This window comes from Rhizobacter sp. P2_H3, from assembly GCF_056403355.1.
This window is the reverse complement of record NZ_JBFUFQ010000006.1, coordinates 64,351-77,790: the sequence shown is the minus strand read 5'-3', so window position 1 is coordinate 77,790 and position 13,440 is coordinate 64,351. Positions and strand designations below refer to the sequence as shown.

The following is a 13,440-nucleotide window of genomic DNA, read 5'->3' as shown; positions in this document are numbered from 1 at the left end:
CCGTTGGGCGATGCGGCCGGCCTGCCCGCCGCCGCGCCGCGGGCCGCCGCGCCCGCCGGTGTCTTCACGCGCGACGCCTGGATCCTGATCGCCTGCTACGGCCTGTTCGGCTACGGCTACATCATCCCGGCGACCTTCCTGCCGGCGCTCGGCCGGCAGCTGTTCCCGGATCCGCAGGTGTTCGGCTGGGCCTGGCCGCTGTTCGGGCTGGCAGGCGCCGTCTCGACGCTGGTGGCGATGCGCTGGTTCACGCCGGTCGCCCCGCGCCGCGTGTTCGGCTGGGGCCTGGTGCTGATGGCGGTGGGCGTGGCAGCACCGGCGCTGGCGCCCGGGCTGGGCGCGCTGCTGGTGTGCGCCGCCTGCGTCGGCGGCACCTTCATGGTCGTCACGATGGCCGGGTTCCAGGAAGCGCGCCGCGTGGCCGGCGACGGCTCCGCGCGGCTCGTCGCGACGATGACTGCGGCCTTCGCGCTCGGCCAGCTGGTCGGGCCGCTGACGGTGCCGGCCGGCCCGCTGTCATCGGTCATCATCGGGCCCAGCCTCGCGGCCGCCGCGGCGCTGCTGGCCAGCGCGGCCGTGCTGCTGCGGCCGCGCGCGCGCCCCCTCCCCGTCCACCCCTGAAGCGAGCCCCCATGCGACTTCCACCCCTGCCCGACCATGCCATGACCCCGGCCCAGCGCGCCGCCGCCGATGAACTGATCGCCGGGCCGCGCAAGGCCGTGAAGGGGCCCTTCATCGCGCTGCTGCGCAGCCCCGAGCTGCTTGCCCACGTGCAGAAGCTGGGCGCCTTCCTGCGCTTCGGAACCTCGCTGCCGGTGCGCGTCAGCGAGTTCGCGACGCTGCTGGTGGCCCGCCATTGGCGGCAGCAGTTCGAATGGAAGGTGCACGTCGCGCTCGCGCTGCAGGCCGGCACGGCGCAGGCCACGATCGACGCGCTGCGCGACGGCCGCCGCCCCGACACGATGGATGCCGACGAGACGCTGGTGCACGACTTCTGCACCGAGCTGCTGGCGCAGCACGGCGTCAGCGAGGCGACCTGGGCGCGCAGCGTGGAACGCTTCGGCGAGGCCGGTGCCGTCGAGCTGACCGGCCTGGTCGGCTACTTCGCGATGGTCTCGATGGTGCTGAACGTGGCGCACATCCCGGCCGAGCCGGGCGGCGACATCGCGCCGCTGCCGGTGCTGCCGCCCTGAACCGGCTCAGCGCAACGGCGGCCGCTCGAAGATCGCGAGCCACGGCGACGGCAGCCCGCTGTCGAGGTGGCTCGGCAAGCCGTCGAACTCGCGCTGGAACAGCGCCACCAGCCAGTCGCTGAAGGCCCGCAGCTTGGCCATCGGGTACGGCCGGCGCGCCTGCAGCAGCGTGAGCGGCAGGCCGCCGGCACTCCAGTCGGCCAGCACCGGCACCAGGCGGCCGTGCGCGAGGTGGTCGATGACGGCGCGGGTGCACGGGAGCTGCACCAGGCCCAGCCCGGCGACGCCGGCGGCAATGTAGGTATCGGCATCGTTGCAGGCCACGCGGTGCGCGCCGTGCAGCTGCTGGTGCTCGCCGCCGCGGTGGAAGTCGAACGGGAACAGGTGGCCGTCGCGCGGCGAGTAGAAGTTGACGAAGCGGTGCTGCATGAGATCGTCGAGCCCGTGCGGCGTGCCGTGGGCATCGAGGTAGGCGGGCGCGGCACAGGTGACGACCGGCAGGCGGCCGAGCGGGCAGACCACCAGCCGCTCGTCGTGCACCTCGCCGCCGCGCACCACGAAGTCGTAGCCCTCGGCCAGCAGGTCGACCGGGCGATCGGAGCTGCCGAGCTCGACGACCACCTCGGGATAGCGGCGGAAGAAATCCGGCAGCGCCGGCGCGACGACCTGGCGCCCGAACGCCGCCGGCACGTCGACACGCAGCCGCCCGCACGGCGCGCCTGCCGGATCGTGCAGCGCGTCCTCAAGTTCGCGCATCTGCCCGAGCATCGCGAGCGCGCGCTGGTGGTACAGCGCGCCTTCGTCGGTCAGGCTGAGGCGCCGCGTCGTGCGGTGGAGCAGGCGCACGCCGAGGTGCGCCTCCAGCGCTTGGATCACGACGCTCACGCGCGCCTTCGGCATCCGCAGCGCCAGGCCGGCACGCGAGAAGCTGCCCAGCTCCACCACGCGGGTGAAGACTTCCATGCCTTGGAAACGGTCAATCAAGGGAAAGAAGAAATGGTGCGCACGATCGCGCGACTCTAGAGGCTGCGACACCGGCAACCACCGCTACCATCGCGCGAACAGATGGCCCGGCAGCACGACAGATGGCGAGCATGCCGGCCACACCCGCACCGGAAAGATTCGACCGATGCCTTCCTGAAGGCGCACCGCGTGCTGTTCGCGCCCAACCAGGGCCGCGTCTACCTGAGCCACCTCGGCGGGCCGGCGGCGCTCAGGTCACCCGGCTGCCGCAATGCCGCAGCACCACCCGCACCAGCTCGTCCGCATCGATCGGCTTGGTCACGCGGTCGACCATGCCGGAGGCGATGCAGTGCGCGTGCTCCTCGGGCAGCGCATGCGCCGTCTGGCCGATGATCGGCAGCTGCGGGTACAGCGCATGGATGCGCCGCGCGGTCTCGTAGCCGTCGATGCCGGGCATCATCACGTCGAGCAGCACCACGTCGTAGCGCACCCCCGGCGTCGAGACGCGAGCCACCGCCAGGTGCCCGTCGCCGACGATGTCGGCCTGCGCGCCTTCGCTCTCGAGCAGGCTCTGGATCACGATCTGGTTGACGATGTTGTCCTCGGCCACCAGCACCTGCAGGCCGGCCAGCCGCTCGCGCACCGGCTCGCGCACTGGATCGTCCACCTCGCCCCGCTCGGCCACCGCCTCGCGCCCGGCCGACCCCGGGCCGGCCGGCATCGCACCCGCCAGCGGCAGGCGCACGCAGAACACCGAGCCCTCTCCGGCGCGGCTCGACACCCGGATCGATCCCTTCATCAGCTCGACCAGCCGCTTGCTGATCGCGAGACCCAGCCCGGTGCCGCCGTAGCGCCGCGTCGTCGACGGATCCGCCTGCTCGAACGACACGAACAGCCGCCCCACCTGCTCGGCCGACATGCCGACGCCGCTGTCGCTGACCTCGACCAGCAGCTCGCCATGGTCCACCTGCAGGCTCAGCGAGACCTCGCCCGCATCGGTGAACTTCACCGCATTCGACAGCAGGTTCAGCAACACCTGCCCGAGCCGCAGGCCGTCGACCCGCATCTGCGCGGGCACGCGCTCATCGACCAGCAGGTGCAGCCCGACACCCTTGTCGGCGGCCGCCTGGCGCACCAGGTCGACCGCGCGCTGCGCGATCGGCCGCAGCGGCGTGAGCGACTCGTCGAGCAGCAGCTTGCCGGCCTCGATCTTCGACATGTCGAGCACGTCGTTCAGGATGCCCTGCAGCAGCTTGCCGGATTCGAGGATGCGCCCGAAACGGCTGCGCACCTCGGGCGATGACGTGAGGTCGCGGTACCCGATCTGCGCGAAGCCGAGCACGCCGTTGAGCGGCGTGCGGATCTCGTGGCTCATGTTCGCGAGGAACATCGACTTGGAGCGGCTGGCCGCTTCGGCCCGCGCGCGCGCCGCCTCCAGTTCGCACAGCACCGCCGCGCGGTGTCGCGCAGCCCGGTACTGCGTGCCCAGCAGCACGGCGATGCCGGCCACCAAGCACAGCCAGAAGGCCGCGGAGATGGTCAGCTCGCGCCGCCATGGGGCCATCAGCTCGCCCTGCTCGAGCCCGATCAGCACGTAGGCCGGGTAGCGCCCGAGCTGCCGGTACATCACGGTGCGCATCTGCCCGTCGATCGTGCTGCGGGTCTCGAAGCCGCCCGCCGCCTGCGCGCTCGCCACGGCCTGCTGCGTCTCCGGCGAGCTCAGGCGCGCCGGCGTCTCGTCGGCCACGAGCGGGATTTCCGGCAGGCGCAGCAGCACCTCGCGGTCGGTGTTGAAGACGGTGATCACGCCGCGCTCGCCGACCCGCAGCGAGCGCATGATGCCGCCCAGCTCGTCGAGGTCCATGTTGAGGTACACGACGCCGGCCAGCGCGCCGCTGCTGTCGCGCAGCTGGCGTGCGATCGGCAGCACCCAGCGCGACGTGATGCGCGACTTGAGCGGCAGCCCGAGCACCAGGCCCGGCACATTGACGGCCTGTTTGAAGAAGTGGCGCTGCGCGACGCTGAGCGCCCGCTGCGCGTCGGCGCCGGCACCGAACTTCACGAGGCCGTCCGCATCGGCCGCGCGCAACGCCGGCGCCTCGGGCAGGCGCTGCTGCAAGCCGATCAGCACCTCGGTGAACTGGTCGGCGCGCACCGGGCCCTGGCCGCTCAAGCGACGGAACTCCTGCGCCGCCGACTGCAGCACCAAGTCGGCCGCCTGCAAGCGCGTGAAGAGGTAGCGCTCCAGGTTCAGCGTGAGGTTCTGCAGGTTGTCGGCCGCCGCTGACTGGTAGCGCTGGTGGCTGGTCCACAGCGAGAACGCGAGGAAGCCCGCCACCACGACCAGCGCCAGCGCGGCACCGACGGCCAGGCGCCGAAACGGCTGGCGCCAGTCCTGTGCGGTCGGCTCGTCGCTCACGTCGGCTCCCTGCGTCGCGGCACGCGGGGTGGCGTGCGCTCGTTGCGATGAGAAGGTTATAGCCCTGCTGCAGAACCAGCGACAACCGCAGTTCCACCCACGCCGGCATCCACAAGCTTGGGGATGCGCCTTCCGGCACGGATCACCCCTTGTGGCCCTGTTGCAGGCTCAGCAAGGCATCGACATGGGCCACGAATCGGTCGAAGTAGCCCGGCGACAGGTCGCGCATCAGCGTCAGCGAGCGATGCACGAGGTGGTGCGAGTTCAGCGGGCCGGCGTTGTCCGGCAGGGCGGCCTGCGACTGCGCCAGGCGTTGTTCGGCGCTCAGGCGTGACCAGGTGCGCCGGAAGAATGGCAGGGTGTCCAGTTCGACGGCTGCAGCGGGGGCCTGCGCCGTCGGCTGGATCGGCGCCTGCCGTGCCAGACCTGCCACGAGATCGGCCAGCGGGCCGCGCGGCACCGGGCCGGCTTCGGAGGGCGTTGGAGGGCGCTCGCCCTGCGATCCCGCCCGGTCCAGCGCCTGGCCGCATGCCGAGAGCAGCACGGCGAGCCGGTCGTCGAGCACGCGCCGGGCCGCGCCCTCGTGGCTCGCCGCGCGGCGGGCCAGCGACTCGATGAGGCGGAAGCGGACCGGATCGACGTGCGGCGCTCCGCGCTCGCGCAGCGCCTGGATCGCTGCTTCAACCATGCGACGGTGCCGATGCGGCACGCGAGGGTCGGGGCGTGGGTGCCATCTCGACGCGCCGGTTGCGCGAGCGGCCGTCGGCATCGGCGTTCGACGCCACCGGCTGCTCCGCGCCGAAGGCCGCCGCGAAGACCGATGCCGACGGCACGCCCTCCTCGATCAGCGTGCGCGTCACCGTCAGCGCGCGCTGGGCCGACAGCTCCCAGTTGTCGGCGAACTGCCGGTTGCCGCCGCGCACCTGGCGGTCGTCGGTGAAGCCGCTGATCATCAGCACCTCGTCGCGCGAGCGCAGGTAGGCGGCGAGCGGCGCGGCCAGGCTCGTCAGCAGTTGCCGGCCTTCGGGCTGCAGGTCGGCCGAATTGAAGGCGAACAGCACGCTGCCGCTGATGCCGATGCGGCCGTGGTCCAGCGTCACGCGGCCCGCGGCGAGCGGTGCGGCCAGCGCGCGCTCCAGCGCCTGGCGCCGCTGCTCTTCGAGCTGGTGCTGCTTCACCTCGTTCTCGAGCCGGCTCGCCAGCTCCAGCTGCGCGCCGATCGCGCACAGCAGGATCAGCACGAAGGCGCCCAGCAGGCCGGCCATCAGGTCGCCGAAGACGGCCCACACCGGCGTCGTCGATTCCAGGCCCGCGTCGATCTCGTCCATCAGCGCACCGCCGCCGTCGCTGGGGCCGCTGGAGTCGACGCAAGCGCCGCCTTGCCGGAGAGCCGCTGCAGGTCCTCGATGATCTGCTTCTGCGACAGCAGGCTCAGGTCGATGACCTCGCGCGCCTGGGCCACGTAGTAGGCGAGCTGCTCATCGCTGCGCGCCAGCGACTTGCCGAGCGCGCTGTCGATGCGCTGCAGCTGGTTCACCAGCTTGTCATTCGACTGGCCGAACAGCTCGACCGCCACGCCGAACGCATCGCCGAGGCTCGCGACCTCGACCGCGCTGCCGGTGACCTGCGCGGCCACCGCGGCGAGCCTGTCGGTCTGTGCATCCACCTGTTCGCCGAAGCGGGTGCCGACGCGCTCGAGCAGCGCCGCCGACGAACCGACCAGCGCATCGATCGCGCCGCGTTGCTCGGTGGCGGCCTGCTGCACGGTGTCGAGCAGGGCACCGAGCGTGCCGAGGATCCGGGCGCGCTCGTCGAGCAGCGTGTTGTCGCGCGCCATGCTGTCGGAGAGTTTCTGACGCAGCTCGACGATCACCTCGGCCGCGGCACGCGGGGCTTCGGACGCGGCCTGCAGCAGGCGCGCGATCTCGGCGGTAGTCGCCTTCGATTGCGATGCGGCCTGGGCCGTGATGTCGCGGGCGGTGCGCTCCATCGTCTCGCAGACCTGCTGCTGCTGCGCGAGGCTTTGCGAGCCCGCCTGCTGCCATTCGTGCCGCAGCGAAGCGGCCATCGATTCAAGGCTGTCCGCCATCGCGGCCAGGCGTTCCTGCTCTTGCAATGCAGACGCCGACTGCAGGTCGGCATGCGACTGCGCCACCGTTCCCAGCAGCGCCGTCGAACGCTGCTCGAAGGCCTGCGCAAAGCCATCGAGCGACGATTGCCAGGACTTGCCGAGCGTCGCGTGCAGCGAGGCGGTCTCGCGCGCGACACCGGCCATCGTGGCCTCGACGGCCGGGCCGATCGTTGCGCCGGCCAGGCGGGCGCTCTCGGCGAGGCTCTCCTTCAGCGTGCGATCGACCGACGAGGCGAGCGCCATGAAGGCTGCCTCGGCCGTGCCGTGGAAGCGCTCCTGGCTGGCCAGCAGGCGGGCGTTCGTCGCCTCGGCCTGCCGCTCCATCGCCTGCATCACGGCGTGCAGGCCGTCGACCAGCGCGGGCATCTGCTCGACCTGGCGCTGCATCAGCTTCAGCGATTCTTCGCGCTGGTGCACCACCGAGAAGGGGCGCAGCGTGGTGGCGATCTTCGCGTCGAGCGCCTGCAGTGCCTGCACGCGCTCGCGCCGCGCCAGCGCCGACAGCAGGCCGAGTGCGGCCGAGGTGGCGACACCGGCGATCGAGGTGCCGAACGCGAGGCCGAGGCCTTGCACCGGCGCCACCAGCGAGGCGCGGACGGCTTGCAGGTCGGTCGAGGTGTCGAGCGCCATGCCGGTGCCGCGCAGCGTGAACACCATGCCGACGAAGGTGCCGAGCATGCCCAGCAGGACCAGCAGGCCGGCGAGGTAGGGCGCGAGGGCCGGGCCGGGGAAGCCGGTGGACTCGCCTTCGATGCGGCGGCGCACGGCGTTCTGCAGCGACGCGGGCACGCTGTCGAGCCAGGGGCGCAGCGCGGGCAGCGGATCGGCGAGGCCGGCAACGGCCCGGGCCAGCGCGGCGGTGGCCTGCCGGAAGCGGTGCAGTTCGAGCGCGCCCATCAGGTAGAACGCCGCGATGAGCGCGGTGATGGCGAGTGCCAGCGGGTGGGAGCCGAGGTAGCCCGCGCCGACCCAGCCGAGGGCGGCCAGGCCGGTGGCGAACACGGCGTGAGGGAGGAATCTGGTCATGGTTGGTCAGGGGGTGACCCGCGAAGGGCGTCGAGCAGCCCTTCGACCGGTTGCATTCGGAGGTCCAGTTCGGCGAGGAGCACCTCGCGCATGTCCTGGCAGAAGGGGGTGCGCCAGCGGTCGGGCTGGTCTTCAGGGGCCGCGCTGCGCACGCGCTCGAAGTGCTGTTCGAGCCAGGCCGGTACCGTCGACAGCAGCGTGCGTTCGCGGGCACCGATGACCTTCTCCATCACCGCGTCGACGGCGGCCAGCCGCGCGAGTGCGGGCGAGGCCGCCGACAGCGAGGCGCGCAGCTTGCGGCGCAGCGGGGTGATCTGGGTGTCCATCGCCTGCTGCCAGCCGAGGTAGCGCTGGCGGTGCGGCGGGAAATCGTCGGTGGTCGGGTCCGGCACGGCGAGCTTGGTCAGGGTGTCGCGCACGCGGCGGCATTCGCGGTCGGCCGCGGTCGCGGCCGTGCGCTGGGAAGGCGCCTCGGCGGGTACGTCCTGCGGGCCATCGAGCGCCGACGACAACGAGATCGCGTCGGTCCAGTCGAACCACCGGCACAGCCCGTCGGAGAAGCTGTCCTTCGGGGCCGGGACGTGGGTGTCGCTCAGCGTCGCCAGCAGGCGGATCAGGCCGGAGCCGGAAAGAGGGGTGCGGCGCGGAGGGAGCGCCAAACTGCCAGTCAAGGTGCGAACGGAAAAACGTCGGATTTTACGGGGTGGCGGAGGCCGGGTCTGGGGGGTTGACACCAGGGGCGCAGAAGCGTCAGTTCAGCACGCCATCGACGCTTCGCCTCTCAGCTTTCACGAAGCGGGCTTGGCATGGGAACGCCCTTCGTAGGCTTCAGCGATGAACGGCTTGGCGGCCTCCAGATCGGCAAGCGTGGCCAGAGAGATTTCGACGTCACCTGTTCCCCAGTGACCCTTCTGCGAAAAGTCCTTGGCCGTGGGCAGTGCCTGGATCACTTTCGCCGGGTCCAGGTGCAGGTACAGCAGCAGGCGTGCCCGCTGCGGAACCAGCGTCGCAAAATTCTTCAGCCGCTTGAATGCCACGTACAGCCGCAGCTCCTTGCGCTGGACATCGTCGCCCAGCGACAAGGTGTAGTCCTCCAGCGAGGCCAGCAAGTCCGTCAGTGGTTGAGGCAGCAACTGCACGACCTCCGCATAGGGCTTGTCGGGACCGACTGGCCTCTCCGTCCCTGGCTCCTTCGGATCCTTCGCAAGCTTGACGGCTCTGGCGGCCGCCGCCTTCGATGTCGCGGCCGACGATGCATTGGCCAGCTCGAAGAGCAGGAGCTCGTCACCAAATCGGCGATAGCGGATCAGCTCGATGTTGCGATTGATCTGCTGCACCGCATGGCCGTCGTACTTCGTGAAGTCGGCGGCGATGCACACCAGGCGCGGGGCGCTCCAGTCGATGGCATCGGCCGCAGCCTTGTCGAATTTCTCCATCACCCGCAGCTTGAACTCGGCCTGGTGGTCCATCAGCCAGTCGAGATAGAACAAGCCCTGGTTGATGACGTTCTCGCCCACCGAACGCTTGTATTCGAGGATCACCGGGCAGTTGTTCTCGTCCAGCCCCAGCGTGTCGATGCGACCTCCGTGGGTCTTGCCGGTCGAGTACTCCGTTGCGAGGAAGCGGATGCCGAGCAGCACATCAAGGTTGGCCTCGATCAGGCTCTGCAGCGGTTTCTCCAGGTCCGAGGCATCGCCTTGCAGCTCGGTGGCTTGGCCGGATTGAATGCGGAAGAGTTTGATGTCGCTCATGAAGCAGTGGGCGATGGGGATCGCGCTCTAGGATTCGACGTGCATTCTCCCTCTCGGCAACGTTCGGTATGCGACCGATGAGCCGCTGCGACAATCGACGCCCAAAAGGTCATTGCACAGACTTCCTCACGCCCATGCCGCATCAACGCCTCACCCTGACCCGCCTGGAGCAGTTGCTGCTCACCGCTTGCGACGACCTGCGCGGCAACATGGACGCCAGCGAGTACAAGGAGTATGTCTTCGGCATGCTGTTCCTGAAGCGCGCCAGCGACCTGTTCGAACAGCGCCAGGCCCAGATCCAAGCCGAGGGCAAGCGCGACGGCCTCTCGCCTGCCGCCGTCGAAGCGAACCTCGAAGACCCCGACCAATACGCCGGCCAGTATTTTTACGTGCCCCCGCGCGCCCGCTGGAACACGCCCTGGACCGATCCAGAGACCGGCGCGCGCCACCCTGCACTGAAGCACATCAAGGAGAACGTCGGCTCCATGCTCAACAAGGCGCTGGAGGCACTGGAAGACGCCAACACCGACGCGTTGCAGGACGTGCTCAAGGGCACGATCAACTTCAACAAGAAGATCGGCTCCACCACACTGGACGACGACACACTGGTCAACTTCATCCAGAACTTCGACAAGATCCCGCTGAAAGACGAGGACTTCGAGTTCCCCGACCTGCTGGGCGCTGCCTACGAGTACCTGCTGAAGGACTTCGCCGACCAAGCCGGCAAGAAAGCGGGCGAGTTTTACACCCCCGCCGAGGTGGTGCGCGTGTGCGTGGAGGTGTGCGATCCGCAGGAGAACATGCGCATCTACGACCCCACCTGCGGCTCCGGCGGTATGCTGATCCAGGTCCGCGACTACCTGCGCGAGCACGGCCGCAACGCGACCAATGCGTCGCTGTTCGGGCAAGAAAAGATGGGAACCACTTGGTCGATTTGCAAGATGAACATGCTGCTGCACGGCATCCCGGATGCCGACATCCGCCAGCAGGACACGCTGCGCGAACCGCAGCACCAGGACGAAGACGGCCAACTGAAGCGCTTCGACCGCGTGCTGGCGAATCCGCCCTTCAGCCAGAACTACATCAAGAAAGACATCAAGTTCCCCGGTCGCTTCCCGGTGTGGTTGCCCGAGAAGGGCAAGAAGGCCGACCTGATGTTCGTGCAGCACATGCTGGCCGTGCTGAAGGCCGACGGCAAGCTGGCCACCGTGATGCCGCACGGCGTGCTGTTCCGCGGCGGCGAGGAGCGCGAGGTACGCCGCCAGTTCATCGAGCGCCGCGTGCTGGAAGCCGTGATCGGCCTGCCCGCCAATCTGTTCTACGGCACCGGGATTCCCGCCTGCATTCTTGTGCTGAGCAAGGCTGGCAGCTCAACGCGCGAGCATGCCCTGTTCATCAATGCCGACCGCGAATACCGCGAAGGCAAGGCCCAGAACCACCTGCGGCCGGAGGACATCGACAAGATCGTGCACGTCTACCGCGCCGGGGAGGACGTGTCGGCCTATGCCCGCCGCGTACCCTACTCGGAGATCGCGGCCGAGGACTACAACTGCAACATCCGCCGCTACGTGGACAACGCACCACCGCCCGAGCCGCACGACGTGCGCGCGCACCTGCAGGGCGGTGTGCCGGTGGTGGAGATCGAGACGCTGGCGCACTTCTGGAACAACTACCCCGGGCTGCGTGAAAGCTGCTTCGTGCCGCGAATCGGTGCGGATGCCGCTCGCTATGCGGACTTCGGCCACGCGCTGGCCGACAAGCGCGCCATCGCCCCGCACGTGGCGCAGCACCCCGGCGTACAACAGCGGCACGCAGAATTCATGGCCCAGCTTCAAGCTTGGTGGCAGCAGCACCTGCCGGTGATCGACGCGCTGGCGCCGGACCCCGCCAACCAGCAGGGCGCGCCCCGCAACGTGTACGCCGTGCGTGCGACGCTGCTGGACAGCATCGAGCGCATGTTCGGTGGCCAGCACCTGCTGACGCGCTACCAGGTGCGCGGCGCCTTCGCCAACTTCTACAAGCAGCTCTCGGCGGACTTCAAGTCCATCGCCGCCAGCGGCTGGGGCGCTGAACTGATCCCCGACCAGGACATCCTGCAAAGCCAGTTCCCGCAGGTGCTGGCCGAGCTGGAGCAACACCACGCCCGCCTGGCCGAGCTTCAGGCACTGTTCGCCGCGGCGGGTGAGGAGGACTTCGAGGACGCCGATGGCACCGGCGCGCTGCCGCCCGATCAGGTGAAGGACATGAAGGCCCAACTCAAGGAAGCCAAGGGACAGGCCAAGCTGGCGAAGAAGGACGCGAGTTTCGGAGACTGGAAGGCCCACCTGGCCGAGGCCGACCGGCTGGATGCGCTGCTGGCACGGCACAAGGGGCTGGAGGAAGAAGCCAAGGGGCTGAAGGCGCGCATCAAGAGCACCGAGAAGAACCGCGATGAGCTGGTGGCGCAAGCACGGCAGCGCATCGGCGATGGCGAGGCGCAGCAGGTGATCCTGCAGCGTTTGCAGCTTGTGCTAATGGAAACCTACGGGCAGTATCTGCGCGCAGATCGGCGGGCTGGCGCGGCGGCGATAGAGAACCTGTGGGACAAGTACGCCGTGACGGCGGCACACCTTGAGCAGGCGCGCGCCAGTGCGACGACGGAGTTCACACACTTTCTGTCGGGGCTGGGATATGCCTAACTGGAGAACCGTTCGGCTTCGCGAGGTCGCTGACATCCGGGTGAGCAATGTCGATAAGAAGGCTGTGGCAGGCGAGACACCAGTCAAGCTTTGCAACTACATGGACGTGTACAGCAACGACTACATCCGTGCGGAGCTCCCGTTCATGGAGGCGACGGCGACCCCCGCCGAAATCGAACGCTTCGGCGTGCGCCGTGGCGACGTGATGATCACCAAGGATTCGGAGACGCCCGACGATATCGGGATACCCGCGGTCGCGACGGATGAGGTCGAGAATCTGGTGTGTGCCTATCACTTGGCTCAGCTGCGTCCCAAAGAGCTCTCGGTTGTCCCCGTCTACTTGGCGAAGCAACTGTCGCTGCCGCAGACTGCCGCCTACTTCGCACAGCGAGCAACCGGCTCTACGCGCTACGGACTCTCGACTCGAACGATTGCCGAGACGCCGATATGGCTGGCACCGTTGGTCGAGCAGCAACGCATCGCCGCCATTCTCACCAGCCTCGACAACGCCATCGAAGCCACCGAAGCGCTGATCGATAAGCACCAACAGATCAAGGCCGGGCTGATGCGCGACTTGTTCGAGCGCGGTTTGCTTCCAAGCGGGGAACTGCGGCCCTCAAAGGACGAAGCCCCTGAGCTTTACGTCGAGTCGAAGCTCGGACCAGTTCCGAAGGAATGGCAAGTCACCACCTGTGAAGCGGTTTGCGAGCGCGTCATTGATTGCAAGAACCGCACCCCACCAGAGACGCCAAGTGGTTACCCGGTAATCCGGACTCCAAACGTTCGCGACGGTGAGTTCGTCGACGACGCCCTCGTATTCACCGATGCCAAGTCATACGAACTCTGGACTGCCAGAGGCAAACCGACGGCCGGGGACATCGTGATCACCCGAGAGGCGCCCGTCGGAGAGGTTTGCATGATTCCCGACCGGCATCCCACTGCTTGTCTGGGTCAGCGAATGATGCTGTACAGGCCCGACTCTCGGAAAATCGACGGTGGCTTCCTTTTGTTCGCTCTTCAGTCCAACGCGATCCAAAACAGGCTTGATCTGATTTCAGGCGGCTCAACAGTGGGTCATGTTCGAGTGGGAGACATTCGTACGCTTTGGATGTATCTGCCGCCAACCCTCGAAGAGCAACGGCGCATTGCGTCGGCACTGCTGGCTGCAACGGCACGACTTCGCGCCGACAACAATGTGCTCGACAAACTTCGCCAAATGAAACAAGGCCTGATGCAAGATCTGCTGACCGGCAAAGTGCCTGTCCAGACCAGCTGAAAG

The 13,440-nt window shown here is 68.6% G+C and carries 11 protein-coding genes; 4 read left to right on the top strand and 7 right to left on the bottom strand.

Features of this window, described 5'->3' with window-relative positions:
• Both AC1D1T_RS02390 and AC1D1T_RS02385 read left to right on the top strand, forming a co-directional pair.
• The coding region (locus tag AC1D1T_RS02390) for a YbfB/YjiJ family MFS transporter (RefSeq protein WP_477991322.1) at positions 1-621 on the top strand (621 nt) is incomplete at its 5' end.
• A gap of 11 nt (positions 622-632) precedes the next feature.
• Complete coding sequence (locus tag AC1D1T_RS02385; protein ID WP_477824903.1) at positions 633-1,193, top strand: carboxymuconolactone decarboxylase family protein; 561 nt, start codon at positions 633-635, stop codon at positions 1,191-1,193.
• Between the two features lie 6 nt (positions 1,194-1,199).
• On the opposite strand, the gene AC1D1T_RS02380 is transcribed toward AC1D1T_RS02385, so the two are convergent.
• From AC1D1T_RS02380 to AC1D1T_RS02350, 7 genes are all read right to left on the bottom strand, one after another.
• Entirely contained in the window at positions 1,200-2,156 is a 957-nt protein-coding gene (locus tag AC1D1T_RS02380; protein ID WP_477824904.1) for a LysR family transcriptional regulator, read from the bottom strand.
• A 250-nt stretch (positions 2,157-2,406) separates the two neighbouring features.
• Positions 2,407-4,575, bottom strand: coding sequence for a hybrid sensor histidine kinase/response regulator (locus AC1D1T_RS02375; RefSeq protein WP_477824905.1), 2,169 nt, complete (start codon positions 4,573-4,575; stop codon positions 2,407-2,409).
• 142 nt (positions 4,576-4,717) lie between these two features.
• Positions 4,718-5,263 (bottom strand): DUF2894 domain-containing protein, encoded by a 546-nt coding sequence (locus AC1D1T_RS02370; protein ID WP_477824906.1) that lies wholly within the window; start codon positions 5,261-5,263, stop codon positions 4,718-4,720.
• Positions 5,256-5,906: an OmpA family protein gene (locus tag AC1D1T_RS02365; protein ID WP_477824919.1), complete on the bottom strand. Its 651-nt coding sequence runs from the start codon at positions 5,904-5,906 to the stop codon at positions 5,256-5,258. Before AC1D1T_RS02365 ends, AC1D1T_RS02370 begins: the two co-directional genes overlap by 8 nt.
• Positions 5,903-7,732: a coiled-coil domain-containing protein gene (locus tag AC1D1T_RS02360; protein WP_477824907.1), complete on the bottom strand. Its 1,830-nt coding sequence runs from the start codon at positions 7,730-7,732 to the stop codon at positions 5,903-5,905. The genes AC1D1T_RS02365 and AC1D1T_RS02360 overlap by 4 nt, the downstream gene beginning before the upstream one ends.
• Positions 7,729-8,403, bottom strand: a complete 675-nt coding sequence (locus AC1D1T_RS02355; RefSeq protein ID WP_477991320.1) for a DUF3348 domain-containing protein — start codon at positions 8,401-8,403, stop codon at positions 7,729-7,731. The genes AC1D1T_RS02360 and AC1D1T_RS02355 overlap by 4 nt, the downstream gene beginning before the upstream one ends.
• Positions 8,404-8,520: 117 nt before the next feature.
• Positions 8,521-9,483 (bottom strand): DUF5655 domain-containing protein, encoded by a 963-nt coding sequence (locus AC1D1T_RS02350; protein WP_477824909.1) that lies wholly within the window; start codon positions 9,481-9,483, stop codon positions 8,521-8,523.
• A gap of 77 nt (positions 9,484-9,560) precedes the next feature.
• Between AC1D1T_RS02350 and AC1D1T_RS02345 the strand changes: the two genes are divergently transcribed.
• Together AC1D1T_RS02345 and AC1D1T_RS02340 are read left to right on the top strand one after the other, a co-directional pair.
• Entirely contained in the window at positions 9,561-12,161 is a 2,601-nt protein-coding gene (locus AC1D1T_RS02345) for a type I restriction-modification system subunit M (RefSeq protein WP_477991318.1), read from the top strand.
• A complete protein-coding gene (locus tag AC1D1T_RS02340) occupies positions 12,154-13,437 on the top strand; it encodes a restriction endonuclease subunit S (protein WP_477824911.1) in 1,284 nt (427 codons plus the stop codon). The genes AC1D1T_RS02345 and AC1D1T_RS02340 overlap by 8 nt, the downstream gene beginning before the upstream one ends.
• The last annotated feature ends 3 nt before the right edge of the window (positions 13,438-13,440 follow it).

Bases quoted from the DNA above. Each gene is read 5' to 3' on its own strand.
- AC1D1T_RS02385 (WP_477824903.1), top strand. From the start codon at position 633: ATGCGACTTCCACCCCTGCCCGACCATGCCATGACCCCGGCCCAGCGC.
- AC1D1T_RS02380 (WP_477824904.1), bottom strand. From the start codon at position 2,156: ATGGAAGTCTTCACCCGCGTGGTGGAGCTGGGCAGCTTCTCGCGTGCC.
- AC1D1T_RS02370 (WP_477824906.1), bottom strand. From the start codon at position 5,263: ATGGTTGAAGCAGCGATCCAGGCGCTGCGCGAGCGCGGAGCGCCGCAC.
- AC1D1T_RS02360 (WP_477824907.1), bottom strand. From the start codon at position 7,732: ATGACCAGATTCCTCCCTCACGCCGTGTTCGCCACCGGCCTGGCCGCC.
- AC1D1T_RS02350 (WP_477824909.1), bottom strand. From the start codon at position 9,483: ATGAGCGACATCAAACTCTTCCGCATTCAATCCGGCCAAGCCACCGAG.
- AC1D1T_RS02345 (WP_477991318.1), top strand. From the start codon at position 9,561: ATGAGCCGCTGCGACAATCGACGCCCAAAAGGTCATTGCACAGACTTC.
- AC1D1T_RS02340 (WP_477824911.1), top strand. From the start codon at position 12,154: ATGCCTAACTGGAGAACCGTTCGGCTTCGCGAGGTCGCTGACATCCGG.